25 protein-coding genes are annotated in these 25769 nt (G+C 73.1%); 5 read left to right on the plus strand and 20 right to left on the minus strand.

Translation table 11 applies throughout. The features are described from left to right. Positions 1-21 precede the first annotated feature (21 nt). The gene (locus tag AMK18_RS24645) at positions 22-1866 is read right to left on the minus strand and encodes an FAD/NAD(P)-binding protein (protein ID WP_073864567.1); all 1845 of its coding nucleotides are present in this window, start codon (positions 1864-1866) and stop codon (positions 22-24) included. 523 nt (positions 1867-2389) lie between these two features. Then, positions 2390-3628, minus strand: a complete 1239-nt coding sequence (locus AMK18_RS24650; RefSeq protein WP_198957077.1) for a DUF5685 family protein — start codon at positions 3626-3628, stop codon at positions 2390-2392. Between the two features lie 305 nt (positions 3629-3933). Here AMK18_RS24650 and AMK18_RS24655 point away from each other — a divergent pair, with 305 nt between their 5' ends. Continuing rightward, positions 3934-4377, plus strand: coding sequence for a cell division protein SepF (locus tag AMK18_RS24655; RefSeq protein ID WP_018103626.1), 444 nt, complete (start codon positions 3934-3936; stop codon positions 4375-4377). Positions 4378-4392: 15 nt separating this feature from the next. On the opposite strand, the gene AMK18_RS24660 is transcribed toward AMK18_RS24655, so the two are convergent. Both AMK18_RS24660 and AMK18_RS24665 read right to left on the minus strand, forming a co-directional pair. Then, entirely contained in the window at positions 4393-5604 is a 1212-nt protein-coding gene (locus tag AMK18_RS24660) for an acyl-CoA dehydrogenase family protein (protein ID WP_073864530.1), read from the minus strand. A gap of 40 nt (positions 5605-5644) precedes the next feature. Next, the gene (locus AMK18_RS24665) at positions 5645-7369 is read right to left on the minus strand and encodes an MFS transporter (protein ID WP_073864531.1); all 1725 of its coding nucleotides are present in this window, start codon (positions 7367-7369) and stop codon (positions 5645-5647) included. Positions 7370-7835: 466 nt separating this feature from the next. Here AMK18_RS24665 and AMK18_RS24670 point away from each other — a divergent pair, with 466 nt between their 5' ends. Next, positions 7836-8861, plus strand: coding sequence for a phosphatase PAP2 family protein (locus tag AMK18_RS24670; RefSeq protein ID WP_073864532.1), 1026 nt, complete (start codon positions 7836-7838; stop codon positions 8859-8861). A gap of 75 nt (positions 8862-8936) precedes the next feature. Here the strand turns inward: AMK18_RS24670 and AMK18_RS24675 are convergent, their stop codons facing one another. Next, positions 8937-9152 carry an I78 family peptidase inhibitor gene (locus AMK18_RS24675; protein WP_018103622.1) on the minus strand — a complete coding sequence of 72 codons (216 nt, stop codon included), beginning with the start codon at positions 9150-9152 and terminating at the stop codon, positions 8937-8939. 622 nt (positions 9153-9774) lie between these two features. Here AMK18_RS24675 and AMK18_RS24680 point away from each other — a divergent pair. Both AMK18_RS24680 and AMK18_RS24685 read left to right on the plus strand, forming a co-directional pair. Continuing rightward, on the plus strand, positions 9775-10554 hold the full coding sequence (locus AMK18_RS24680; RefSeq protein ID WP_018103621.1) for a hypothetical protein: 780 nt from the start codon (positions 9775-9777) through the stop codon (positions 10552-10554). Between the two features lie 152 nt (positions 10555-10706). After that, a complete protein-coding gene (locus AMK18_RS24685; protein ID WP_018103620.1) occupies positions 10707-11030 on the plus strand; it encodes a hypothetical protein in 324 nt (107 codons plus the stop codon). 86 nt (positions 11031-11116) lie between these two features. On the opposite strand, the gene der is transcribed toward AMK18_RS24685, so the two are convergent. From der to aroH, 5 genes are all read right to left on the minus strand, one after another. Continuing rightward, complete coding sequence (der, locus tag AMK18_RS24690; RefSeq protein WP_018103619.1) at positions 11117-12586, minus strand: ribosome biogenesis GTPase Der; 1470 nt, start codon at positions 12584-12586, stop codon at positions 11117-11119. 64 nt (positions 12587-12650) lie between these two features. Further along, positions 12651-13313 carry a lysophospholipid acyltransferase family protein gene (locus tag AMK18_RS24695; protein ID WP_073864533.1) on the minus strand — a complete coding sequence of 221 codons (663 nt, stop codon included), beginning with the start codon at positions 13311-13313 and terminating at the stop codon, positions 12651-12653. After that, positions 13310-14026 (minus strand): (d)CMP kinase, encoded by a 717-nt coding sequence (cmk, locus tag AMK18_RS24700; protein WP_018103617.1) that lies wholly within the window; start codon positions 14024-14026, stop codon positions 13310-13312. The genes AMK18_RS24695 and cmk overlap by 4 nt, the downstream gene beginning before the upstream one ends. Positions 14027-14312: 286 nt before the next feature. Next, entirely contained in the window at positions 14313-15398 is a 1086-nt protein-coding gene (locus AMK18_RS24705; RefSeq protein WP_018103616.1) for a prephenate dehydrogenase, read from the minus strand. After that, entirely contained in the window at positions 15395-15757 is a 363-nt protein-coding gene (gene aroH / locus AMK18_RS24710) for a chorismate mutase (protein WP_073864534.1), read from the minus strand. Before aroH ends, AMK18_RS24705 begins: the two co-directional genes overlap by 4 nt. A gap of 129 nt (positions 15758-15886) precedes the next feature. Here aroH and AMK18_RS24715 point away from each other — a divergent pair, with 129 nt between their 5' ends. Further along, positions 15887-16588: a nucleotidyltransferase domain-containing protein gene (locus AMK18_RS24715; RefSeq protein ID WP_018103614.1), complete on the plus strand. Its 702-nt coding sequence runs from the start codon at positions 15887-15889 to the stop codon at positions 16586-16588. On the opposite strand, the gene AMK18_RS24720 is transcribed toward AMK18_RS24715, so the two are convergent. The 10 genes from AMK18_RS24720 to AMK18_RS24765 all read right to left on the minus strand — a co-directional run bounded on the left by AMK18_RS24720 (position 16577) and on the right by AMK18_RS24765 (position 25538). Beyond that, positions 16577-17359 carry a nucleotidyltransferase domain-containing protein gene (locus tag AMK18_RS24720; RefSeq protein ID WP_073864535.1) on the minus strand — a complete coding sequence of 261 codons (783 nt, stop codon included), beginning with the start codon at positions 17357-17359 and terminating at the stop codon, positions 16577-16579. The genes AMK18_RS24715 and AMK18_RS24720 overlap by 12 nt on opposite strands. A 3-nt stretch (positions 17360-17362) precedes the next feature. Further along, positions 17363-18379 (minus strand): ADP-ribosylglycohydrolase family protein, encoded by a 1017-nt coding sequence (locus AMK18_RS24725; protein WP_073864536.1) that lies wholly within the window; start codon positions 18377-18379, stop codon positions 17363-17365. Then, positions 18376-19110: an NUDIX hydrolase gene (locus AMK18_RS24730; RefSeq protein WP_073864537.1), complete on the minus strand. Its 735-nt coding sequence runs from the start codon at positions 19108-19110 to the stop codon at positions 18376-18378. The genes AMK18_RS24725 and AMK18_RS24730 overlap by 4 nt, the downstream gene beginning before the upstream one ends. Further along, positions 19107-20186, minus strand: coding sequence for an AAA family ATPase (locus tag AMK18_RS24735; RefSeq protein WP_073864538.1), 1080 nt, complete (start codon positions 20184-20186; stop codon positions 19107-19109). The genes AMK18_RS24730 and AMK18_RS24735 overlap by 4 nt, the downstream gene beginning before the upstream one ends. After that, positions 20183-20833, minus strand: a complete 651-nt coding sequence (pnuC, locus tag AMK18_RS24740; protein WP_073864539.1) for a nicotinamide riboside transporter PnuC — start codon at positions 20831-20833, stop codon at positions 20183-20185. Before pnuC ends, AMK18_RS24735 begins: the two co-directional genes overlap by 4 nt. Positions 20834-20959: 126 nt before the next feature. Continuing rightward, entirely contained in the window at positions 20960-22120 is a 1161-nt protein-coding gene (locus AMK18_RS24745) for a pseudouridine synthase (RefSeq protein WP_073864540.1), read from the minus strand. Then, positions 22120-22767 (minus strand): SMC-Scp complex subunit ScpB, encoded by a 648-nt coding sequence (gene scpB / locus AMK18_RS24750; RefSeq protein ID WP_073864541.1) that lies wholly within the window; start codon positions 22765-22767, stop codon positions 22120-22122. The genes AMK18_RS24745 and scpB overlap by 1 nt, the downstream gene beginning before the upstream one ends. After that, positions 22764-23744 (minus strand): segregation and condensation protein A, encoded by a 981-nt coding sequence (locus AMK18_RS24755; protein WP_073864542.1) that lies wholly within the window; start codon positions 23742-23744, stop codon positions 22764-22766. Before AMK18_RS24755 ends, scpB begins: the two co-directional genes overlap by 4 nt. Positions 23745-23838: 94 nt before the next feature. Continuing rightward, positions 23839-24423 (minus strand): hypothetical protein, encoded by a 585-nt coding sequence (locus tag AMK18_RS24760; protein ID WP_018103605.1) that lies wholly within the window; start codon positions 24421-24423, stop codon positions 23839-23841. Further along, complete coding sequence (locus tag AMK18_RS24765) at positions 24420-25538, minus strand: ParA family protein (protein WP_018103604.1); 1119 nt, start codon at positions 25536-25538, stop codon at positions 24420-24422. Before AMK18_RS24765 ends, AMK18_RS24760 begins: the two co-directional genes overlap by 4 nt. Positions 25539-25769 lie beyond the last annotated feature (231 nt).

Raw genomic sequence — 25769 nt, forward strand, 5'->3', positions numbered from 1 at the left:
GCGGGAGGAGGCCGCCGGTGCTCAGTCCCCCGGGTCCGGGTGGAGGCGGCGCAGCAGGACGAGGGCGGCGCGCGCGGTCGCGTCGTTCTGGCCGAACGCCGGGCCGCCGGTGCGCGGCCGGGTGAACGCCCCGCTCGTACGCGCCCCGGTGTGCGGGCCGAGCGCGAAGCGGCGCGGGTGCGGGCGTCCGGCGCGGTCCACGATCCGGCCGTCGCCGGGGTCGACCGCGAGCAGCCCGGAGGCGGTGGCGGCGGCCCCGTCCTCGTACAGCGTGCGCAGCAGGGGTGAACGGGTGCGCCCGGGTGCGGGGGCGGGGAGCCGGGCCTCGACCAGGGCGCGGGCCTCGACTCGCGCACCCGGCACGGTGGCGCTCGCCGCGCGGAAGACGCCCCGTTCCTCGTCGGCCTCGACCGTCGTGCCGGCGCCGAGGAAGCGGACGACGCCGGCCCGGGAGAGCGCGAGCAGCTGCCGCAGCCGGGGGCCGGGCGGTCCGGAGGCGAGGTAGCTGAAGAAGCCGTGCCACTCGTCCCCGATGTCGCCGAGCCGGACGAGCGTTCCGTAGACCGAGAGCAGTCCGAGGAAGACGGCGAGGTCCTCGCTGTGCCCGGGGTCGTTCCGGCGTGCGAGGTCGGCGGCGATGTGGGCGCGGACCGCTTCCTGGAGGGCGTCGGACGACGTGTGGCGGATCTTGTCCAGCGGGCGGTCGAGCGCGTCGAGATCGAGCCGGTCGGCGGGGTCGGGGACGGCGTCGGCGATCAGGTCCCGCAGTTCGGCGCTGCCCGGACCGGCCGCGGCGTACTTCTCCTCGAAGGCGGCCCGGTCGGCGGCGGTCCGCTCGGGGTGGGCGGTGAACAGCCGGTGGTAGTGGGCGTGCCCGAGCTCCTTGTCGACATGGGGCCGGATGTCCCGGCGGAAGTCGGGCGGCTGCGGCCGGTCCCGCAGCTCCGCGCTCCGCTCGGGCCCGAAGAAGCGTGGCAGCGGCGGCCGTTCGCCCTCTAACCCGTAGCCGATCTTGGCGCGGTACGGGACGCCGCGCCGCGATCCGGCGTACAGGACGGGCTCCCGGCCGGAAGGCACGTACGCCCCGTTCTCGTACCGTCCGCCGCGGCCCTCGGTGAGCAGCACCATGAGGTCGATGAAGGCGAGTCCGAGTCCTCGGACGATGACGGGTTCGCCCGCGGGCAGCGCGCTCAGGTCGCTGTCGGCGGTGAAGGCGGGCGGCAGGTGGACGAGCCCGTGCCGGTCCGCGAAGGCGGAGAGCGCGCGCTGTTCGCCGTCCGGCCCGGCGTCCAGGTGGCCGAGGGTGAGGACGACCAGGTCGGCGGCGAGCGGTGCGTCCCGGCCCGCGAGGTGGACGAGCTGGCGGCCGTCGCGCGGGCCGGTGACGCGCAGGGCCGGGGCACGGTGTTCATGGACGGTGACCGCGGGCGGGAGGGCCGCCACCGCGTGCGCGTACACCCAGCGCAGATAGGCGCCCTGGAGTCGCCGGCTCGGGAAGTCGCGCCCTCGCAGCGTCTCGATCTCGGCGCGCAGCCGGGGGTCGGCGGCCGCCTCGGCGCACGGGGTCCGGCCCTCCCGTACGTCCGCCGCCCAGGCGTCGAGCGCGGGCCCCTCCCGGACGGGGCCCTCCTGGCGGACGGTGTCGTCGGTGAACATCGTGACGTCCTGGGCCATGGAGTTCATCCACAGCAGCGGGGACTGGTCGCGGCGCCAGATCCGGCCGCTTCCGGGCGGGTGGGGGTCGATGAGGTGGAGGTCCAGCGGCCGGTCCCCGTACAGGGCGGGGGCGTTGGCGGCGAGCCGTTCGACCAGGCCGGTGCCGCGGGGCCCGGCGCCGATGACGGCCAGCGCGGGCCGGGCGCTCACCGGCGGCCCGGGGCGGCGGGCGCGCACCGGACGGCATCGTTGTCTTCGGGAAGGGCGACGGGAGGGGCGGTCTGCGCGGGCATGCGGAAGCTCCGTGGATGCGGCGGTCGAACACGGGGCGCACCCTCGGCACGGAGAACAGCAGCGTGGAACACACGACGGACGGGCCCCTCAGCCCGGTCCTCCTCCGAAGGGAAGCGCTGTCCACGCCGCACTGTCAAGCCTGTCCACACTGTGAGCAGCGCGTCTCAGGGCGGTTGACGGGCTATCGGATGCCTGTTCCACTGGGGCCATGCAATCGCAGCAGTGGCTGGTCAAGCGCTCCCACATCGACTTCGGTCGCGTGTGGTCCTGTTCCTGTTGAGCCGACGCCCTGCTCCAAGCCGCCTGCCCGCTCGCGCCGTGACCGGTGTCCGAGCCCCTGTCCAGGCGCGCCCTCGTACGTCCGGCACAGCAGCACACCCTCCCCTCGCTCCGTCCCGCTCCGCCATGCCGCGGAGCGGGACGTACAGCTGACGCCGCTTCAGCAGTCGCACCCGCAGTCACAGCCATCACAGCCGTCACAGCAGCTGCAACAGTCGCAGCAGTTGCTGCACGCATCGCAGCCGTCGCAGCAGTCCCCGCAGTCGCACTGGCTGCACAGCCCCTCTCGCCGCTGACGCGACCAGGGGTCCTCGAAGGTGCCGCAGCACATCTGGCAGGTGCAGGCGAGCCCGGCCCACACCAGGCAGCCCATGACGAGCCCGCGCCGGTCGCGCGGCGGCTCGGGCGGCCGGGGCCCGGAGGGTCCGCCCGGTCCCGTGGGCGCGTACGGATTGCCCGGCGGCGGCCCGAAGGAGCACGCGGGCCCCGTTCCTGACGGTTCGCCGGATACGGTCAGCAGCCCGCCGGACCGGTGGGAGCAGACGTCCGTGGCGAAGGCCCGGTCCACCGAGCGCCGCAGCTCGTGGGTCAGCAGCACATGGGCGAGCCTGCCGTCGGTGAACTCCGCGTCCGACAGCGCCAGCCGTACGCCCTTCAGCGCGTCGTCGGCCAGCCGCCGGGCCTCGGCGCGCGAGGTGCCGGTCGCGGTGAGCGGGTTCCAGGCACCCGCCGCGGCGTCGGCGTCCTGGTCCTCCACGGCGTCCAGCAGGTGCGCGAGGCGCCCGAAGAGGCGTCCGGCCTCGGCGAGCGGTTCGGCGTTCTCCGGCCTGCCCGCGAGGACGGCGGTGTGCGCGAAGGCCGCGGCGGTGGCGGTCTCGGTGGGTTCGGTGACCGTCAGCAGCGGGGTGCCGGGTCCGGCGAGGAGTTCGATGCCGGTCTGCCGGTCGACGGCGTCGACCAGGACCGCGGTGTCGAAGCCGAGCTGCGCGCCGGTGCGCGCCCCGGCCCGGTCCCAGCTCGCCGCGACCTTGCGGGCCGCCGCGGCGACCGGGCGCCGGGCCAACAGGCCGTCCCGGTCGGCGACGTGGTCCCGCACCTTCGCCGAGGCGAGCACCAGCGAGACGGCGGCGGCCAGCCGGGCACCCTCGCCGCGCGCGACGGGCGCGGTGCGCATGGAGCGCAGCGGGCAGGGCCCGGCCGTGCGGCGCTGCCCGGGGGTGCGTTCGGCCTGAGCCTCCGTCAGGACCGAGACGATCAGGCCGTCGTAGTTGGTGACGACCCGGGCGAACTGCCCGTGGTCGGAGCGGAGCGCCAGACAGAGCCCGCAGAGATGGGCCATCCACTCGGTCTTGAGCCTCTCGGAGAGGCGATGCGTACAGGGCCTGACTATTCCGAACACGGCCGTCCCCCGGTTTTCGTTCGCGTGTGTGCCGCGCTCGGGCGCGGATGCGACGGCATCGTATCGAGCGGCCCGTTCACCCGTACGTCCCCCATGTCACCCGTACGGCCCGGACTTCATATTTTCTTTCTTCAGGCCCCCTTACCCGTACGAAGCCTGACGAATCGCCACATCCTCTGCACCAGTACCGTCACGAATGCCCTGCGCGCCGCCTATCCCCTTGGCGCACGATCCGCATCATGGACGACCATAGGGATACGAAAGAGATGCGGAACACCAAGGAACCGCGGTGAGAGGAGGCGTCCATGGGATCGGTGCGCAAGGCGAGTGCCTGGCTGGGCCTCGTAGAGGACAACGACGAGCGGTACTACGACGACGACGAGTACGCCGAGGGTGCACGGACCGGTACCGGTCAGGCGTGGGTGACCGATCCCCGGGTGCGGGTGGCCTCCGAGACCGCCGAGGAGACGGGCCGCCGGATCGCCACCGTGACGCCGGACAGCTTCCGGGACGCCCGCGCCATCGGCGAGCTCTTCCGGGACGGCGTCCCGGTGATCATGAACCTCACGTCCATGGACTCCGCCGACGCCAAGCGCGTGGTGGACTTCGCCGCGGGCCTGATCTTCGGACTGCGCGGGTCGATCGACCGCGTCGCCACCCGCGTCTTCCTGCTGACCCCCGCCGACACCCAGGTGATGAACGGCGAAGCCGCCGGCCGGCCGGCCGACGGCTTCTTCAACCAGAGCTGACCGCCCTGCGGGCGCTCATCGGAACGCGTCCAGGCCGGTGAGCGCCTTCCCCAGGACCAGCTGGTGCATCTCCACGGTCCCCTCGTAGGTGAGGACCGACTCCAGATTGGTCGCGTGCCGCATCACCGGGTACTCCAGCGAGATCCCGTTGGCACCGAGGATCGTGCGCGAGGTGCGGCAGATCTCGATGGCCTCCCGCACGTTGTTCAGCTTTCCGAAACTGACCTGCTCGGGACGGAGCCGCCCCGCGTCCATCCGCTGCCCGAGGTGGTGGGCGAGCAGGATGCCCTTGTGCAGCTCGACGGCCATGTCGGCCAGCTTGGCCTGGGTGAGCTGGAAGCCGCCGATCGGCTTCCCGAACTGCTCCCGGGTGCGCGCGTAGTCGACGGCCGCCTCGAAGCTGGACCGGGCCGCGCCCATGGCGCCCCAGACGATGCCGTAGCGGGCGTGGCTCAGACAGCTGAGCGGGCCGCGCAGTCCGGTGACCCCGGGCAGGACGGCGTCGGCGGGCAGCCGCACCTCGTCCAGGATCAGTTCGCTGGTGACCGAGGCGCGCAGCGACCACTTGTGCCGGATCTCTGGCGCGGAGAAGCCCGGCGCGTCGGTCGGGACGACGAAGCCCCGGATGCCGGTGCCGGCCGTCCCCTCGTCGGTCTGCGCCCAGACGACCGCGACCCCGGCGACCGAGCCGTTGGTGATCCACATCTTGCGGCCGCTGAGCACCCAGTCCTCGCCGTCGCGCTTGGCGTACGTGCGCATGGCGGCCGGGTCCGATCCGTGGTCGGGCTCGGTGAGGCCGAAGCAGCCGATGGTCTCGCCCGCCGCCATGCCCGGCAGCCACCGCTGCTTCTGCTCCTCGGAGCCGTAGCGGTGGATCGCGTACATGGCGAGGGAGCCCTGTACGGAGACGAGCGAGCGGATGCCGGAGTCGGCCGCCTCCAGCTCCAGACAGGCCAGTCCGTACTGGACGGCCGTCGCGCCGGCGCAGCCGTAGCCCTGGAGGGACATGCCGAGCGCGCCGAGGGCGCCCAGTTCGCGGGCCAGCTCGCGGATGCCGGGCAGCTCGCCGTTCTCGTACCACTCGGCGATGTGCGGCAGGACGCGGTCGGCGGCCCAGGTGCGGACGGTGTCGCGGATCGCGAGGTCCTCGGGGCTCAGCAGGTCGTCGATGCCGATCGGGTCGCGGGGGTCGAAGGGCGGGAGCTTCGAGGTGGGGGCGGTGGACATGAGGGTGTGCCTCCGGCGGGGTGCGCGAAAACTAGCAGCGTTAGTTACGGTGCCTTGCCGACGTTACGACCCGGTGTGCGGGACGTCCAGAGTGTCCGGGGCCCGCACCGCCCGGCCGGCGCCGCCCGGGCACCCGGGGCGGCGCGTCGAGCCGGTCCGCGGCCTCGCTCGGCGGCGCGTCGCCGAGCCGCTCCACCGGCTCCCGGGGCTCGCAGAGCTTCGGGGCGCACTCCATCACCCGGGGCAGCCGCAGCGCGGCCAGCGCCCCGAGGAGCAGGAGCCCCGCGCTGACCAGCAGCGTCACATGCAGCCCGTCGATGAAGGCGTCCCGGGCCGTGGCGCGCAGGACGGCGCCCAGCGGCCCGCCCAGCGCCGCGGCCTCCTGGTACGCCTCGCCGAGCGAGTGCCCGGCCCCGGCGGCCGCGGAGGCGGGGACGCCGTCGGCGCGCAGCCCCGCGAGGCCGGGCGTATAGGCGGCGTTCATCACGCTGCCGAGGAGCGCTATCCCCATCCCGGCGCCCAGCTGGTAGGAGGTCTCCCCGATCGCGGCCGCCCCGCCCGCCCGGTCGGCGGGGGCCTCGCTGAGCATCGACTCGTACGCGCCGAACAGCGTGGACTGGAGGCCGAAGCCGAGGGCCACGAAGGCGACGGCCAGCAGGACGGGCCGGTCGTCGCGGCCCATCACGGTCAGGGTCAGCACCGAGGCGGCCGTCAGGACGAAGCCCCAGCCGACCATCCGGCGCGGCCCGAACCGGCGCAGCGTGTGGGAGCCGGTGGCGCCCGCGGCCATCGCGGCGAAGGTGAGCGGCAGCAGCCGGAGGCCGGTCTCCAGGGGGCTGAGGCCCAGGACGAGCTGGAGGTACTGGACGGCGACGAGCTCCAGGCCGACCAGGGCGAGCATGGCCAGGACGATGCAGCCGACGGCGGTCGAGAAGGCGGGCCGGGTGAACATGCCGATGTCGATCAGCGGGTGGGTGCGCCGTTTCTGGCGGCGCACGAAGGCGGCGAGCAGGGCGGCCCCGAGCAGCAGCGGCACCAGGGTCGCGAGGTCGGCCAAGCCCTCGCCGGTGCCGGCCCGCTTCACTCCGAGGACCACGCCGAGCACCCCGGCGGCGGCCATCAGCGCGCCGAGCACGTCCCAGGGTCCGTCGTCGTTGCCCCGGGACTCGGGGAGCAGCAGCCGGCCGACCGGGAGGATCAGGGCCATCAGCGGGATGTTGATCAGGAAGACCGAGCCCCACCAGTAGTGCTCGACCAGGAAGCCGCCGATGACCGGCCCGGTGGCGGCGCCGACGGCGGCCACGGCGGACCAGACGCCGATCGCCACGGCCCGTTCGCGCCGGTCGGGGAAGACCTGGCGCAGGATCGAGAGGGTGGCGGGCATGATCATCGCCCCGCCGACGCCGAGCAGCGCCCGCGCCGCGATGAGCACGCCCGCGCTGTCGGCCAGCGCGGCGACGGCCGAGGCGACGCCGAAGAGGGCGTAACCGAGCAGCAGGACGCGGCGGCGGCCGACCCGGTCGCCGAGGGTGCCGAAGAGGATCAGCAGCGAGGCGCAGACGAGCGGGTAGGCGTCCACGATCCACAGCAGACCGGCGGCGCTGGGCCGCAGGTCCTCGGTGACGGCGGGGACGGCCACGTGCAGCACGGTCGCGTCGAGCGCGACGAGCAGCAGGCTGAGGCAGAGGACGACCAGGACGACCCAGCGGTTGGCACCGTCGGCGGCTGCGCGCAGGCGGATTCGGGCGTTGGGCGTCCCGGTCATGCATCTACCTCCCAGATGGTTCCCTCGCTCTCGGCGGGCCCACGGGACGCGATGTCCGGGCCCGGCGTCGACGGGCGAGTGATCCGTCAGCGTACGCGAGTTCGGCCGGGCCACACGTGGTCCATCTCATACCGCCCGACCCGGTGGAGTGTGGCGTACGCCACTGCGCGGGCCGCCCGGCGGGGGCCGTAGACCCCCCGCCCGAAGCCGTACGGTAACCGGACTGACACCCTCCGTTCCGTTCCGCCGCACCGTGGATAAACACACTTCGGGATCCCCGGAATTCTTCGCAGGCGTCAGCGGATTACTTGTCGAACAGGAATCGCATAACAGGCCGAAAAGAATAGGGGAGTTATTCAGACTCCCTGGAAAAACCCGGCGGCTGAGACATACTCCACATCACATCGTCATCACAAAGCGCCCGGATCGACAGGCGCGCCCACTCACTCGCTGTAACGTCGATTGGGTGCGTACCGACTTCTTCGCCCGGCTGGACCGGGAGCCGGAACCGCCGAAGATAGAGACACCGCGGATGAGCCGTCACCGCATCGCTCTCTTCGGCGGGACGTTGGCGTTCTATCTGGCCATCGTCGTTGCCGTGCTCATGTCGTCCTGGCTGGTGGCTCTGGACTGGAAGGTCATGCTCTTCCGGCCCTACCAGCAGTGGCCCGAAATCCACGCCGCCCTCGACTACTACGTGGTCCTCGGTCAGCGCGGGCCCACCGCGGTCATGGTCGCCTGCTGGCTCGGCTGGCGCTCCTGGCGGCAGCACACCCTGCGTCCGCTGCTGACGCTCGGCGCCTCGCTGCTGCTGCTCAACCTGACGGTGGGCGCGGTCAAGATCGGCCTCGGCCGGCTCGGCCCGCACTACGCGACCAGGATCGGATCGGCCGAGCTCTTCGCCGGCGGCGATATATTTCCCTCCGGCCACACCGCCAACGCCGTCGTGACCTGGGGAATCCTCGCCTACCTGGCCGCCACCCCGCGGGCCAGGCGCTATCTGTCGGCCATGTCCGCGATCGTCTCGCTCGGCGTCGGACTGACGACGGTCTACCTCGGTACGCACTGGCTGAGCGACGTGCTCCTCGGCTGGGCGGCGGGCCTGCTGATCCTGCTCGGCCTGCCCTGGGTGGAGCCGCTGATCACCCGCGCCGAGGACTGGATCTTCGCCGCCCGTGCCCGGCTGGGCGCCCCCGGCAGCCGTCCCGCGGCCCCGGTGCCCGCCGCCGACGCCCCGGCGCCCGTACCGGCCGCACAGCCGCCCGTACAGCCGCCCGCGGAGGAGCCGGCGGCACAGAGTCCGGCGCGCGGCCAGGCGGGCCGTCCGCCCGCCGTCAACGGCCGTCCGCGCCCCCATCCCGCGCCGGCCACGGCCCACGCGGTGCGCTCGGAGCGGTCCCCGGTGACGCCGGCCGGCAGCCGGCGCCCGCCGCACGCCGACCGCGCGCCGCGCGGGGGCACGGCTCCGGCCCGGCCGGTCGCCGGCGGCTGATCCCGGCATACGCGTGAGGGGCCCCGACCGGACATGGTCGGGGCCCCTCACGCGTATGCCGGGAGTCCGGGCGGCTCAGCCGGTCCAGCAGCGCCTGACGACGCCGCCGTCGACCTCGAAGTTGATCCGGCCCACCTGGAACTCCATGGTGATGACCGTGCCCGGCGGCAGGGCCCGTACGGTGGACCAGCCGTGCTCCCGGGCCCGCTGCTCGGCGGTCTCTGCGGAGAGCCCCACATACGCGCCGGTGGCGTCGTCGGGCTGGGCGGGAGGAGTCGGTATGGGTGCCATGCCACCCACCGTAGGCGCCCGGGTGCGGGGGCGGTAGCGGGGGCCGCGCGCGGGCACACGGCATCCTCACGTCGCTCACCGGTCACACTTGTGTCACAGGATCCCGACACGTGTTCGCCACGACCCCCTTCACCCGAACGTGCGATTCACAACCGGACGCACAGTAATCGCACAGGCCGGTGGACGATCATCGGAAGGGCGGGAAAACGACGAGGATTTCCACCCGGGGGCGAGGCCGAATTCCCCGAGGGAAAACGTTCCGCAAGGACGGGCTTCGCCGGTAATTCACCCTCCCTTATCGCACCCTTATCTCCGGGACCGACAGGCATACCATCGGACGGGCCCGCCCGGGGCCGCGGGACCGTATAGCGGACAACCCGGTTCCGCGCATTCCGGCACGCGGCGGGGGTACCGCCCGCTTCGCTCGTCTACCCCGCGCCCGCCCCTCCACACCCGTCCGCGCGGGCGGTTTTCTCCTCCTTTGTCGGTTGATCCCCCACCCTCCCGGCGCGCCCGGGCCCGATTCCGTACGGCTTCCCGCGTGACCCCGGCAGCGGCTCGCCCGTTGTCATCTCTGAGCCGGGAACCCCCCGGCGCACGTACCGAGTTCGAGGAGCCACCCGTGCCGCGCATGCTCGACGTCAGCGAGGACGTACGCGCCGAGATCGGCGACGCCGAAGCCGACCGGCTGCTCGTCGGCGACAACGCCCCGGGCAGTTACGACTGCACCTCCTGCCGCACCCCCGGCGACTCCGAGCAGGAGCGCACCAGCACGGTGCTGTTCGTCGGCGACGAGACCGCCGTGCTCGCCTTCGCGCACGCCAGCTGCATCCCCTCGCAGGTCGTCCAGGTCGCCGAGGAGCAGCTTCAGGGCGCCGTCCGCAGCATCACCGGCGACCAGGGGGAGCCGGAGCGGGTCGTCCCCGAGCAGGCCGTCCTCGGCATCACCAGCGGCCTCGTCCTGATCGACGACGAGCTGCACCCGGCCCTGGTGGTCGAGCCGACCGGCGCGATCGCCCGCCCCGGGACGGACGGCCGGGACGGCGACCAGTTCCTCCAGCTCCTCCTGGAACAGGGCTTCCAGCCGGTCCACCGCATGGAGCAGGTGCCGGAGGTGCTGCACGGCTGGTCGATCCTGCTCGCCATGGGCCAGCTGCACGCCGTGCTCCAGCCGGGTACGGGGGGCGGCACCCCGGTCGCCTGGTGGCAGGCGCACGCGCCGCTCCAGGTCACCGAGGGCTGGCGGACCGCCGCCAACAAGTCGCAGACCGTGCTGGTCTACGCCGCCCCGGCGGGCTCCATCGGCCAGCAGCCCCGCGAGGACCTGCTGCGCGACGCGCTGGAGAAGGCCTCGGCCGCCGGGCTGCTGGTCGCCGCCGCGATGCCGCTGGCCGGGACCTGACCGTGACCGCGCGTCCGGAGCCCCGGCGGCGAACAGTTGTCTGCCCGACGGGTGTTTCCCCGGCGGGCCCGCATCCGACGGCCCACGCGGTCGTTGGCACCTACGTGCACTCATACGACCCCTCCCACCAGCGTCCGAGCCCGATCCCTGCGATGCGTCCCGCGCAGGACCCCTCGGGCGGCCCGTCCCACACCCCGATCTACGACGCGCTGTACTCCGAGTACCGCCGCTCGTTCCGGGCGTTGCCGGGTGACCGGACCGGCGAGGAGAGTCTGGGCCTCCAGGCCCTCGGCCTCTTCGGCTCGCGCGCCCCGCTGCGCGGCCACTCGGGCCACTCCTCCCCCGGCGGTACGGCGACGGGCGACCGCTCCGGCACGGGCGCCCGCTCCGGGAGCCTCGGCGGCTGGCAGCGGGTGGGCCGCCACGCGGGGCGCACCCGGCCCGCGGCGCTGCCGCCCGGCTCACGGGACGCCTGACCTCCCGTACGCGACAGCCCCGGACCGCTCGGTGACCGAGCGCTCCGGGGCTGTCGCGTACCGCCTCGTGCGGTTGTGTACGGGGCTTACTTCTTGCGGCCGCGCTTCTCGCGGACCCGGACCGAGATGTGGATCGGGGTGCCCTCGAAGCCGAACTCCTCGCGCAGGCGGCGCTCCACGAAGCGCCGGTAGCCGTGCTCCAGGAAGCCGGAGGCGAAGAGGACGAAGCGCGGCGGCTTGGTGCCCGCCTGGGTGCCGAACAGGATGCGGGGCTGCTTGCCGCCCCGGACCGGGTGCGGGTGGGCGGCGACGATCTCGCCCAGGAAGGCATTGAGCCGGCCCGTCGGGACGCGGGTCTCCCAGCCGTCGAGCGCGGTCTCGATCGCCGGGACCAGCTTCTCCATGTGGCGGCCGGTGCGGGCCGAGACGTTGACCCGGGGGGCCCAGGCGACCTGCGCGAGCTCGGTCTCGATCTCGCGCTCCAGGTAGTAGCGGCGCTCCTCGTCCAGCGTGTCCCACTTGTTGAAGGCGAGCACGACGGCACGGCCCGCCTCCACGGCCATGGTCACGATGCGCTGGTCCTGGACGCTGATCGACTCGCTGGAGTCGATCAGGATGACCGCGACCTCGGCCTTCTCCAGGGCGGCGGCGGTGCGCAGCGAGGCATAGTAGTCCGCGCCCTCCTGGAGGTGGACGCGGCGGCGGATGCCGGCCGTGTCGATGAACTTCCAGGTGACGCCGCCCAGCTGGATGAGCTCGTCCACCGGGTCACGGGTGGTGCCCGCCAGCTCGTTGACGACGACGCGGTCCTCGTTGGCCACCTTGTTCAGCAGGGAGGACTTGCCGACGTTCGGGCGGCCGATGAGCGCGATGCGGCGGGGGCCGCCGACGGCCGTGCCGAAGGACTGCGGCGGGGCCTCGGGCAGGGCCTCCAGGACGGCGTCCAGCATGTCGCCGGTACCGCGGCCGTGCAGCGAGGAGACGGGGTGCGGTTCGCCGAGACCGAGCGACCACAGGGAGGTGGCGTCCGCCTCGCCGCTCTGCCCGTCGACCTTGTTGGCGCAGAGCACGACGGGCTTGCCGGCCCGGCGCAGCAGCTTGACGACGGCCTCGTCGGTGTCGGTGGCGCCGACGGTGGAGTCCACGACGAAGACGACCGCGTCGGCCGTCTCGATCGCGTACTCCGCCTGGGCGGCGACGGAGGCGTCCAGGCCGAGGACGTCCTGCTCCCAGCCGCCGGTGTCCACGACCTTGAAGCGGCGGCCCGCCCACTCGGCCTCGTAGGTGACGCGGTCGCGGGTGACGCCCGGCTTGTCCTGGACGACGGCCTCGCGGCGGCCGATGATCCGGTTCACCAGGGTCGACTTGCCGACGTTGGGCCGGCCGACGACGGCGAGGACGGGGAGCGGTCCGTGACCGGCCTCGTCCAGCGCGCCCTCGACCTCCTCGGGGTCGAACCCTTCCTGCGCGGCGAGCTCCATGAACTCCGCGTACTCGGCATCGCCAAGCTCTCCGTGCTCGTGGTCCGAGCCGCCGGAGTGAATCTGGTCGTTCATGAAGTCCGTTCCTCTTTGCATCATCATCGATGGACCACGCAGCGCGCGGTCCACTACTCAAGTCTTACCCGGTGCGCCCGGTGAGGCGCCCGGCGTGCTCCAGGTGGCCGGTCAGCCGGGCCTGGATGCGCAGCGTGGCCTCGTCCAGCGCCTTACGCGTACGCCTGCCGCTGCCATCACCGGCTTCGAAGGGCTCTCCGAAGACGACGTCGACGCGGCTGCGCAGCGGCGGCAGTGCCGATATCAACCGTCCGCGGCGCTCGGTGCTTCCCAGGACGGCCACGGGGACGATCGGCGCCCCGCTGCGCACCGCGAAGTACGCGAGCCCGGCGCGCAGCGAGGCGAAGTCTCCTTCGCCCCGGGTGCCCTCGGGGAAGATCCCGAGCACCCCGCCGTCCTCCAGCACGCCGAGCGCGCGGGTGATGGCGGTGCGGTCGGCGGTCGTACGGTCCACCTCCAGCTGCCCGATTCCGCGCAGGAACGGGTCCAGGGGGCCGACGAACGCCTCTTTCTTGATCAGGAAGTGGACGGGCCTGGGCGCGGTGCCCATCAGCATCGGCCCGTCGATGTTGTGCGAGTGGTTCACCGCGAGTATGACGGGTCCGGCGGCCGGGACCCGCCAGGCACCGAGGACGCGGGGCCTGAAGAGCCCGTACATCAGCCCGATCCCGATGCCGCGCCCGACCGCCGCACCACGCGGCGAGGGCGCGCTCGTGGCGTCGGTCACTTCGCGGCCCGCTTCTCCCCGACGAGGGTGACGACGCACTCGATGACCTGCTGGAGCGTCAGCTCGGTGGTGTCCACCTCGACCGCGTCGGCGGCCTTGGCGAGCGGGGAGGTCTTGCGGCCGGAGTCCGCGGCGTCCCGCTTGATCAGCGCTTCCTTGGTGGCGGCGAGATCGGCGCCCTTGACCTCGCCGCTGCGGCGGGCGGCACGGGCCTCCGGCGACGCGGTGAGGAAGATCTTGATGTCGGCGTCGGGCAGCACGGTGGTGCCGATGTCGCGGCCCTCGACCACGATGCCCTTCTCCGCCTCGGCGGCGATGGTGCGCTGGAGCTCGGTGATCAAAGTGCGCACCTCGGGGACGGCGCTGACGGCGCTGACCTTGGAGGTGACCTCCTGGGTGCGGATCGGGCCGGAGGCGTCCTCGCCGTCGACGGTGATCGTCGGGGCGGCGGGGTCGGTGCCGGAGACGATGACGGGCTTGGCGGCGGCGGTCGCGACCTGCGCGGCGTCGTGCACGTCGATGCCGTTGTTCAGCATCCACCAGGTGATGGCGCGGTACTGGGCCCCGGTGTCCAGGTAGCTGAGGCCGAGCTGGGCGGCGACGGCCTTGGAGGTGCTGGACTTGCCGGTGCCGGAGGGGCCGTCGATGGCGACGATCACTGCGGCCGGGGCGGTCCGGACGGCGGCGCTTACGGTTTCCACGGTGGTGGACACCTTCCTGGTGCTCGGGGCGGGCTGGGCGGGACGCGTGAACCCGCCCCGCACAAGGTTACCGAGTGCGGGGAGGGGTCCGGTCCCCCCTGTGGACAAGCGTGCGACCGGCAGGGCCTTTCCTTTGGACCAGGCCGGATCAGGGAGCGGAGCCTGGTGCCGTGCATCGCAAGGCGGAGGATTGAGGCAACGCGGAGCGTTGGTGATTGACGACAACGCCGCGAGGTGCGGTGCCAGGCCCCGCGAGCCCGGCCTGGTCCAAAGGAAAGGCCCTAGTGTCCCATGGGTCCTACTGACGGATCGACCAGCCCCGGTCGCGGAGGGCCGCCGCCAGGCCGGGGGCGGCGCTGGGTTCGACCATGAGCTGGACGAGACCGGCCTGCTGGCCGCTGGCGTGCTCGATGCGCACGTCCTCGATGTTGACCCCGGACCGGCCCGCGTCGGCGAAGATCGCGGCCAGCTCGCCGGGGCGGTCGCTGATCAGGACGGCGACCGTCTCGTACGAGGCCGGGGCGGCGCCGTGCTTGCCGGGCACCCGGACGCGGCCCGCGTTGCCCCGGCTCAGGACGTCGCGGATGCCCTCGGTGCCCGCGCGGCGCTTCTCCTCGTCGGCGGACTGGAGCCCGCGCAGCGCGGTGACCGTCTCCTCCAGGTCGGCGGCGACGCCCGCGAGGACGTCGGCGACGGGACCGGGGTTGGCGGACAGGATCTCGACCCACATGCGCGGGTCCGAGGCCGCGATCCGGGTCACGTCCCTGATCCCCTGCCCGCACAGCCGCACCGCGCTCTCGTCGGCGTCCTCAAGCCGCGCCGCGACCATCGAGGAGATCAGCTGCGGGGTGTGCGAGACGAGCGCGACGGCCCGGTCGTGGGCGTCGGCGTCCATGACGACCGGGACGGCCCGGCACAGCGCGACCAGCTCCAGGGCGAGGTTCAGCACCTCGGTGTCGGTGTCCCTGGTCGGGGTGAGCACCCAGGGCCGCCCCTCGAAGAGGTCGGCGGTCGCGGCGAGCGGACCGGAGCGCTCCTTGCCGGCCATGGGGTGCGTGCCGATGTACGGGGTGAGGTCGGCCCCCAGCGCCTCCAGCTCGCGGCGCGGGCCGCCCTTGACGCTGGCGACGTCGAGGTAGCCCCGGGCCACCCCGTCGCGCATGGCGGCGGCGAGCACGGTCGCGGTGTGGGCGGGGGGCACGGCGACGACCGCCAGGTCGACGCGGCCCTCGGGCGGCTCGTCCGTACCGGCGCCGAGCGCGGCGGCGGTCCTGGCCGACTCGGGGTCGTGGTCGACCAGGTGGACGGTGACGCCCCGGCCCGCGAGGGCGAGGGCCGCGGAGGTTCCGACGAGGCCGGTACCGATGACGACGGCGGTTCTCACTGGGCGATGTCCTTGCGCAGGGCGGCGGTGGCGCCGAGGTAGACGTGGTTGATCTCGGCCTTGGACAGATAGGTCTCGACGTGCGCCAGGACCCGGACCACCCGGGGCATGGCCCCGTCGATGTCCAGTTCCTGGGCGCAGATCAGCGGTACGTCGGTGATCCCGAGGGAGCGCGCGGCGGCGGCCGGGAAGTCGCTGTGCAGGTCGGGCGTGGCCGTGAACCAGATGCTGATCAGGTCGTCCGCGACGAGTTCGTTGCGCTCCAGCACGGCGGTGAGCAGGGTGCCGACCCGCTCGTGCAGGTGCCCGGTCTCGTCCCGGTCCAGCTGGACGGCGCCCCGGACCGCTCGTACCGCCACGTCGTGCTCCTCGCTCGTTCCGTACCGCTTCGTGCGTATGCGATCAGCGTAGAGGGGCGCCGGGGTCCCGTGCCCGCCCGCCCTTTTTATGAGACGCGCCCGCGCCCGGTCCTCGCGTAGCCTCCCGGCATGATCACGCCGACCGACGAGGACCTGGTGCGCCGCCACACGGTGTACTCCTGTGTGATGGGGTCGCGCGCCTTCGGTCTCGCCACCGAGACCAGCGACACCGACCGGCGGGGCGTGTTCCTGGCGCCGACCCCGCTGTTCTGGCGCTTCGAGAAGCCGCCCACGCACATCGAGGGCCCGGCGGACGAGCAGTTCTCCTGGGAGCTGGAACGCTTCTGCGAGCTGGCCCTGCGGGCCAATCCGAACGTGCTGGAGTGCCTGCACTCGCCGCTCGTGGAGCACGTGGACGACACCGGCCGGGAGCTGCTGGCCCTGCGCGGCGCCTTCCTCTCCCGCCGGGCCCACGACTCGTTCGTACGCTATGCCCTGGGCCAGCGCCGCAAGCTGGACGCGGACGTCCGCGTCCACGGCGCCCCGCGCTGGAAGCACGCGATGCACCTGCTGCGGCTGCTGGCGAGCTGCCGGGACCTGCTGCGCACCGGCGAACTGACGATCGAGGTGGGCGACGCCCGCGAAGCCCTCCTCGCGGTCAAGCGCGGCGAGGTCCCCTGGCCGGAGGTCGAACGCCGCATGACCCTCCTCGCCGCCGAGAACGACGAGGCGGCCGCCGCCTCCCCGCTGCCCGAGGAGCCGGACCGGGCACGCATCGAGGACTTCCTCGTCCGCACGCGCCGGGCGTCGGCGGCGGCCTCAGCGCTCTGAGAGCCGGGCCCGCACCACGAGGTCGTGAAGCGCGTCGAAGCCGCCCGCTCCGTCCGGAAGCGCCGACGCCTCCTGCGCCGCGTCGAGCACCCCGTGCAGACCCGCGACGTCCCGGCCCACGGCCGCCGCGTCCACACCGTCCGCTCCCCCGTGCTCGGCCTCCGCCTTGGCCGCGATGAGGCCGGGCAGGTAGCCGGGAGCGTCCACCCGCGCGAGGAGCGTCGGCAGGTGGGCCAGCACCTCACCGCTGCGCATCAGGTGGATACCGGTGAGCAGCGCACGGAAGGTGTACAGCAGCGGTTTGAGCTCACCGGTGCGCTCGAAGAGCCGCCACTGCGTGTTGGCGAACCCCCGGTAGTGGTGGGCGTGGTTGCGGGTGAGGACCTGCGGGGCGAGGGCCACCAGCTCGGCGTGCAGCGGGGTGGTGTGCACGACCAGCGGCGAGAGCAGCTGTTCCAGCACATAGCCGTTCGGCTTCAGCATCAGCCGGACGAACTTGCGCAGGTCGTGCGTGACGAGGTCCATCTCCACCCCGTCCCGGTCCCACATCCGCGAGCGGGTCTCCTCGGGCTCCCGCAGCCCGACGAGGTCCTCTGCGGGCAGCAGATGCACCCCGCGCATGTCCACGTCCGAATCCCGGGACGGGAACCCGTACAGATGCGCCCCGGAGACCGTGGCGAACACCAGCGGGTGACGTTCACCTGCAAGGACCGGGCCGAGGTCGGTGACCGGGAGACCGGCCTCTTGGAGGAGCGTGCTGTACGAGGGCATGGCTCAATCGTCCCAGAGCGCCCCGAGCTCCAGCAGTTCGTCGCGGTACTCGATGCGCTCCACCCATGCGGCGGGCCAGGCGTCCGGGCCCAGGTGGGCGCCGGCCAGTGCGCCGGTCAGGCAGGCGATGGAGTCCGAGTCGCCCCGGGTGCAGGCGGCGCGGCGCAGGGCGGTGACGGGTTCGTCCGGGAAGAGCAGGAAGCAGTGCAGGGCGGTGGCGAGGGCGTGCTCGGCGATCCAGCCGTCCCCCGTGCGCTCGCAGGGGTCGGTCTCCGGCGAGGGGGCGCGCAGGGCGTCCTGGACGGTCTCCAGGGCGGCCAGGCACTCGTCCCAGCCCCGGCTGATGTACGCCTCGGGCGAGGCGTCGTGCGTGTGGCGCCAGAGGTCGCCGAGCCACCGGTCGAGGTAGCGCTCGCGGTTCTCGTACGCGTACGAGCGGAGCTGGCCGATCAGGCCGAGCGGTTCGGTGCCCCGGGCGAGCAGGTGCACCGCCCGGGCGGTCAGGTCGGAGGCGGCGAGCGCGGTCGGGTGGCCGTGGGTCAGGGCCGACTGGAGCTGGGCGGCGCCGGAGCGCTGCTCGTCGCTGAGGCCGGGCGCGAGACCGATGGGCGCGACGCGCATGTTGGCACCGCAGCCCTTGGAGCCGGTCCGGCTCGCCTCCTGCCAGGGGCGGTCGCCGTCGAGCAGGTGGCAGGCTTCCAGGCAGGTGCGGCCGGGGGCGCGGTTGTTGTCGGGCGAGTGGTACCAGTCGACGTACTCCTCGCGCACCGGGCGGGCCAGCCGCAGCCCGGTGAGCGGGCCCCGGCCCATGGCGGTGCGCAGGCCCCGGCCCAGCGCCAGGGTCATCTGGGTGTCGTCGGTGACGAAGGCCGGCTTCGGCAGCTCCATCTCCCGCCAGGGCCCGCATTTGGCGAGGATCGACGGCACGTCGTTGAACTCGGTGGGGAACCCCAGCGCGTCGCCGAGCGCGAGCCCGGTCAGCGCGCCGGTCGCGGCCTTCTTCGTGCGGGTCGTCGTCATGCTGGGCGTCCTTCCGGTCGCAGGAGCGGGGGGTGGAGTGCGGTGGCGTCGCCCGCCCGGTAGAGGGCGGCGGGTTTGCCGCGGCCGCCGGTGCGGCGCGGGGCGCCCTCCGCGGGCTGTACGAAGCCCGGAGTGGCGAGGACCTTGCGGCGGAAGTTGGGGCGGTCGAGCTCGACGCCCCAGACCGTTTCGTAGACCTGTTGCAGCTCGCCCAGGGTGAAGTGCGGCGGGCAGAACGCGGTGGCCAGGCAGGTGTACTCCAGCTTGGCGCCGACCCGGTCGCGGGCGTCCGCGAGGATGCGGTCGTGGTCGAAGGCGAGCGGGTCCGTCCGGGCCGCGTCCCACCAGCGCGCGCCCGCCGCGTCACCGCCGCCGCGCGGCTCGGGCAGGTCCGGGACGAGGGCGGTGTGGGCGACGGAGACGACGCGCATCCGGGGGTCGCGGTCCGGGGCGCTGTAGGTGCGCAGCTGCTCCAGGTGGAGGCCGGAGACGGTGTCGTCGCTCAGCCCGGTCTCCTCGGCCAGCTCGCGGCGGGCGGCGGCCCCCGCGGACTCGCGGGGCAGCAGGAAGCCGCCGGGGAGCGCCCAGTGGCCCTTGTACGGTTCCGCGCCGCGTTCGACGAGCAGGACGTGCAGCCGGGACGCGCGGACCGTGAAGACCGCCAGGTCCACGGTGACCGCGAAGGGCTCGAAGGCCCTCGGGTCGTAGCCCTCGGGGGCGGCGGCGCTCATCGGTGCTCCGGGAGGGGCGCGGCGAAGTCCCAGCCTTCGGCGAGCAGCGCGTCGACGGCCTCGACCGCGCGGGCGAGGCGCGCCTCACGGCTGCCGGTCACCTCGATGAAGGTCCGGCCGGTACGGGTGAGCTCGGCCCGGAAGCGGTCGGTCATCCAGGGCCGCAGCTCCTCGCCGTCGCGCAGCCCGTCGTCCTCGAAGGCGACGCCCTCGTGGTCCGTGAGCAGCCACAGATGGTGGCGGGCCCGGTCCGCGACGCGCTCGACCAGCGGGTTGCGCCCGCCCACGTACCGCTCGTGCCAGACGGTCGTCGCGAAGGAGTCCGTGTCGCAGAAGAGCACCGGGGAGCCGGTGCGGGCGGCCTCCTCCTCGCGGGCGTTCTGGACCTCGGCGATGTGCGGGAAGTCGTGGGTGGCGAGGGTGACGTCCTCCCACTGGGCCCGGGGCCACCGTTCGCGCAGCTCGGCCAGTTTCCGTTCGCTGAACTCGCGCCCGTACTCGGCCACGTACCCCGTGTGCGCCCAGATCCCGCCGCGCTGCCGGTAGTGGGCGGCGAGCGCGCGGGCCAGCGTGGTGGTGCCGGTGGACTCCGCGCCGAGGACGACGACGCGGCGGGCGAGCGCCGCCCGCACCGGCGCTTCGAGGAAGCCCCAGCAGCCGGCCGGGTCCGCGCGGACGGCGGTGCCGGAGACGGGGTACGCGGTGCGGTCGGGGTCGACGCAAACGGACTCGGCGCCGAAGCGGCGGGCCAGTTCGTCCCCGTACGACTCCGAGGTGAAGACGGCGTCCACCCGCTCGGGCACGGCCGCGGTGAAGACGGCCATGTGGGCGTCCCAGATCGCCGGGTCGTGGAGGTCCATGCGGGTGTCGTCCACGGCGCCGACCACCGTCACGTCGGGGTGCGCCTCGCGCATCCAGTCGACCCGGTCGGCGAGCGGGACGGATTCCACGGACGCGGCGCAGACGAGGACGGTCAGCCGGTCGCAGCGGGCAGCGGCGGTGCGGACGAGGTGGTGGTGGCCGGCGTGCGGCGGGTAGAACTTGCCGAGCACGAGTCCGTGCGGGTAGCGCTTCATGCCAGGGTCTCCGCGGGTCGCGGGTCGGCTGCGGTCAGGTCGCGGCGCCAGTTGCGCAGGCCGGTCAGGCACAGCGTCAGGAAGCCCACGTACAGCAGCGAGGTCAGGTACAGCTCCTTGTACGCGTACAGCGGGATGTACACGAGGTCGGCGGCGATCCACAGCCACCAGGACTCGACCAGCTTGCGGCACTGCCCGTAGGTGGCCGTGAGCGAGAGCGCGGTCGTGAGCGCGTCCCAGAACGGCACGGTCGAGTCGGTCGCCCGGTCCAGCAGGACGGTCAGCGCCGCGGTCCCCACCGCCCCCGCCACGAGCAGCCAGGTCCACTCGGTGCGCGTGGTGCGCCGCACCGGGAGGTCCGTCCCTGGTCCACCCCCGTGGGTCCAGGTCCACCAGCCGTACGCGGCGAGGGCGATGAAGACGATCTGGAGTCCGGCGTCGGCGTACAGGCCGGACTGGGTGAACAGCAGGATGAAGAAGAGGTTGTTGGCGATGCCGATCGGCCAGTTGGCGAGGTGCTGGCGGGCCACGAGCCAGACGCACAGCGCGCCGCTGCCGAAGCCCAGCACCTCGGTCCAGCTGACCGGGGTGTCCAGGACCGTCACCAGGGGCTGCTGCAGGGGATCGAGTATGTCCGCGAGACTCACGCCCGCCTCCTTAATAGTCACTATGACTATAAAGGCTCGGCCGGGCATGCGAAAGGCCCGCGGCCGGTTCCCTCCGGAAAATTCCGGGGAACCGGCCGCGGGCCTTCGAGCGCTGCGAGGGACGGGCTACAGGCCGACCTCGCGCATGAGCATGCCCACCTCGGTGTTGGTGAGCCGGCGCAGCCAGCCCGACTTCTGGTCGCCCAGCGCGATCGGGCCGAAGCCGGTGCGCACCAGCCGGTCGACGGGGAAGCCCGCCTCGGCCAGCATGCGGCGCACGATGTGCTTGCGGCCCTCGTGCAGGGTCACCTCGACCAGGTAGTTCTTGCCGGTGTTCTCCACGACGCGGAAGTGGTCGGCACGGGCGTAGCCGTCCTCCAACTGGATGCCGTCCTTGAGCCGCTTGCCCAGGTCGCGCGGGAGGGGGCCCTGGATGGCCGCCAGGTACGTCTTCTTCACGCCGTACTTGGGGTGGGTGAGACGGTGGGCCAGCTCACCGTGGTTGGTGAGCATGATGATGCCCTCGGTCTCGGTGTCCAGCCGGCCGACGTGGAAGAGCCGCGTCTCGCGGTTGGTGACGTAGTCCCCGAGGCACTGGCGCCCGTCCGGGTCCTCCATGGAGGCGACGACCCCGGCCGGCTTGTTCAGCGCGAAGAACAGGTAGGACTGGGTGGCGACGGTCAGCCCGTCGACCTTGATCTCGTCCTTGTGCACGTCGACGCGCATGCCCTGCTCGACGACGATCTCGCCATTCACCTCGACCCGGCTCTGGTCGATCAGCTCCTCGCAGGCGCGGCGCGAGCCCATGCCGGCGCGGGCCAGGACCTTCTGCAGCCGCTCGCCCTCCTGCTCGGCGCCCGGGTGCGTCTTCGGGGTCTTGATCTCGGGCTTGTTCGCGTACCGGTCGCGGTTGCGCTGCTCGATCTTGGCGTCGAGCTCGCGCGGGCGCGCCGGGGCGCCGTACGGGCCGCGCCGGGCGCCGCCCTTCGCGCCGCCGCCCTGCGGGCTCTTCGGGCCGCCCTTGGCGCCGCCCCGGGCCGCCGCGCCGCGCCCCTTGCGGACGCCGTCGGTGCCGGGCCTGTCGGAGCCCGTGTCGTAGCGGCGCTCCTCGGGCCTGGGCTTGCGGGGGCGCTCCTCGTTCCGGCGGTCCTCGCGCTCCGAGCGGGGGGTCCGCGCGTTCGGGTTGCTGTTCCTGCCGGTGCCGCTGTTGTTCCTGCCGCTCCGGCCCCCGGAGCTGCCGCCGCTCCTGCCGCCGCCGCTACCGCTGTTCCTGCCACTGCTTCGCATCAAAAGTCCGTCTTGTCGTCTGCGTGAGTTTCCGGGGTGTCCGGTGCGTCCGGATCGAACGACGGCACACCCTCTGGCGTCTCGGCCTCGATCGCGTCCGCCTCGGGGAGGAAGGGCGCGAGCTCCGGGAGCTCATCCAGGCCACGCAGGCCCATCCGCTCCAGAAAGTAGTTCGTCGTCCTGTACAGGATCGCACCTGTTTCGGGTTCCGTGCCCGCCTCCTCGACCAGACCCCTCTGGAGCAGGGTCCGCATGACCCCGTCACAGTTCACCCCGCGCACCGCAGAGACCCGCGACCGGCTCACCGGCTGCCGGTACGCGACCACCGCCAGGGTCTCCAGGGCCGCCTGGGTCAGCCGGGCGTGCTGGCCGTCCAGGACGAAGCCCTCGACCGCCGCCGCGTACGCGGGCCGGGTGTAGAAGCGCCAGCCGCCCGCGACGAGCCGGAGGTCGAAGCCGCGCCCCTGCGCGGTGTACTCGTCGGCCAGCTCCCGCAGCGCGGCGGCGACGGCCCGCCGGGGGCGCTCGAGGATCTTGGCGAGGTGTTCCTCGGTGGCGGGCTCGTCCACGACCATCAGGACGGCCTCCAGGGCGGGCTTGAGGTCGAGCTCCGCGACCGCGGAGCCGTCGGGGTGGTGCTCGCTCATGGCGTCTCGTCCTCCGGGGTCTCGGGGCCGTCCGGGGCGTCCGGGGCCTCCTGGTCGAATTCGTCCGTCACGACGGGCTCGGCGCCCGCCTCACCGGCCCAGCGCACCGTCAGCTCGCCGAGCGCCACCTCCTGGTCCAGGGCGACGGCCTTCTCCCGGTACAGCTCCAGCAGGGCGAGGAAGCGGGCGACGACGGTGAGGGTGTCCGGCGCGTCCTCGGTGAGCGCCCGGAAGCTCATCTCGCCGGCCTCGCGGACCCGGGCGACCACGATGCCCGCCTGCTCGCGGACGCTGACCAGGGGGGCGTGGATGTGGTCGACGTACACCTGCGGCGCGGGCTTCGGCTGCATCGCCTTCACGGCGAGCCGGGCGAAGCCCTCGGCGCCGATGCTGATGACGACGTCCGGCAGCAGTGCGGCGTGGTGCGGTTCGAGGCCGACGGTACGGGGGAAGCGGCGGGCCTCCGATTCGAGCCGGCCGCTGAAGATGTCGGCGACGCGCTTGTACGCGCGGTACTGGAGGAGCCGCGCGAAGAGCAGGTCCCTGGCCTCCAGGAGCGCGAGGTCCGCCTCGTCCTCCACCTCGGCGGCGGGGAGCAGCCGGGCGGCCTTCAGGTCGAGGAGGGTCGCGGCGACCACCAGGAACTCGGTCGTCTGGTCCAGGTCCCAGTCGGGGCCCATCGCCCGGATGTGGGCCATGAACTCGTCGGTGACCTTGGACAGGGCGACCTCGGTCACGTCCAGCTTGTGCTTGGAGATGAGCTGGAGGAGCAGGTCGAAGGGGCCCTCGAAGTTCGCGAGCCGGACTGTGAACCGGCCGTCGTCGGGGGCGGGCGCCGCTTCGGGGACCTCCTCCTCCGGCGCGGGCGGCTCGGCCGGCGGTGCCTCAGCCGGGGCCTCCACGGGCACGTCCCCCGCCCCCGGCCCGCGCCCCAGGGGGCGGCGGGCGGTGCGGGCGGGCTCGTCGGGTGTCGGCATGGAGATCCAGGGTGCGCGGGACGGGATACGGCGGCGGGCGGCGGCCCGTACGGAAGGGGCATGCCTTCCGGGCAGGCTACCGGCGCCGTACCGGTCAGCGGCCGCGCAGCCGTCGTACGAGGATGCTCGCGTCGCCGCGCGATTCCAGGTCCGCCAGGACGACGGCGACCGCCTCGCGGACGATCCGGCCCCGGTCCACGGCGAGGCCGTGCTCGCCGCGCAGGACGAGGCGCGCGTGCTCCAGGTCCATCAGCTCCTCGGCGGAGACGTAGACCGTGATCTTCTCGTCGTGGCGCTCGCGGCCGCTGGGGCGGCGGTTCGCACCGCGTCCGCCGCCGCGCCTGCGCTGCTGCTGCACGACGGGCGCCGGGGCGGGTTCGGCGGGCTGCTGCGGGCGGCGGCCGGCCTGGGCGGCGACGGCGACCCGGTCGGCCTCGGCGGACCGGCTGCGCGAGTCGCCCGCGTCGGCGGCGGCCGCCGCGTGCTCCGGGCGGGCGGGCGCGGTGCCGGGGTCCGGGGCGGTCTCCCCCGGCGCCTCGGCCCCGGGTTCGTTCTCACCGGCCGGAGCCGGGACCCGGGCCTCGCCGTTCGCCTTGCGCCTCCGCTCCGCGGGCGACGAGGACTGCAGCCCCATCCCCCCGGTCGTACGGAACAGTTCGTCGGCCCCGGGCAGACTCACTCGGCGTGACACCGGGCGAGCACCTCCCTGGCGAGCTGGCGATAGGCGGCGGCACCGACCGAGTTGGAGGCGTACGTGGTGATGGGCTCACCGGCGACCGTGGTCTCCGGGAAGCGGACCGTGCGCCCGATGACCGTGTGGTAGACGTGGTCGTCGAACGCCTCGACCACCCGTGCCAGGACCTCGCGGCTGTGCACCGTACGGGAGTCGTACATGGTGGCGAGGATGCCGTCGAGCTCCAGCTCCGGGTTGAGCCGCTCCTGGACCTTCTCGATCGTCTCGGTGAGCAGCGCCACCCCGCGCAGCGCGAAGAACTCGCACTCGAGCGGGACTATCACCTTGTGCGCGGCGGTCAGCGCGTTCACCGTGAGCAGGCCGAGCGAGGGCTGACAGTCGATGACGATGTAGTCGTAGTCGGCCATCAGCGGCTTCAGGGCGCGCTGGAGCGTCGACTCGCGGGCCACCTCGCTGACGAGCTGCACCTCGGCGGCGGAGAGGTCGATGTTGCTGGGGAGCAGGTCCATGTTGGGGACCGCGGTCTTCAGCAGGACCTCGTCGGCCGCCATGCCCCGCTCCATGAGCAGGTTGTAGACGGTGAGGTCGAGCTCCATCGGGTTGACCCCGAGGCCGACCGAGAGGGCACCCTGCGGGTCGAAGTCGACCAGCAGGACGCGCCGTCCGTACTCGGCGAGCGCGGCACCCAGGTTGATGGTCGACGTGGTCTTGCCGACGCCGCCCTTCTGGTTGCACATCGCGATGATCTTCGCGGGGCCGTGGTCGGTCAGCGGGCCCGGGATCGGGAAGTAGGGCAGGGGGCGGCCGGTCGGGCCGATCCGCTCGCGGCGCTGCCGGGCGGCGTCCGGCGCGAGCGTGGCCGCGTACTCCGGGTCGGGCTCGTACTCGGCGTCGGGGTCGTAGAAATGCGCCTGGGGCGTCTCGGCGAAGTCGGCGAGGGGGGCGGTGTCCCGGCCACTCTCGTTGCCGGCCATGGCGTTCACGTGTAGGCCGTCCATCATCTGGGGGGCTGTCGTCATGTGCTGGTGGGTGGAGAAGGTGCGGACAGCGACGGAGCCGACAGCCTCCAGCCCGTTCGGGCTCTGGCCCCGTGCAGGCATCCCTGGTTGAACACCCCCGGGAGTAATTGTCGACTCATTCACAAGTCGTCTTACCTCCTTGGACGTGACCAGGAAACTTATCGATAGGTCAGCGTGGCACCATGCCGACGATTGGCGACTCTATGGCGTGTCCCCTGTCCGCAGCAACACAATCCGCCGGACCCGGCCCGTTGTGTCGGCAATCGAACGCCCCGCTGTCAAGGGCGCGCAACCCTCGGTACACACTTTTCC

Source organism: Streptomyces sp. CB01249, from assembly GCF_001905735.1.
In the GTDB taxonomy this organism is placed as follows: Bacteria; Actinomycetota; Actinomycetes; order Streptomycetales; family Streptomycetaceae; genus Streptomyces.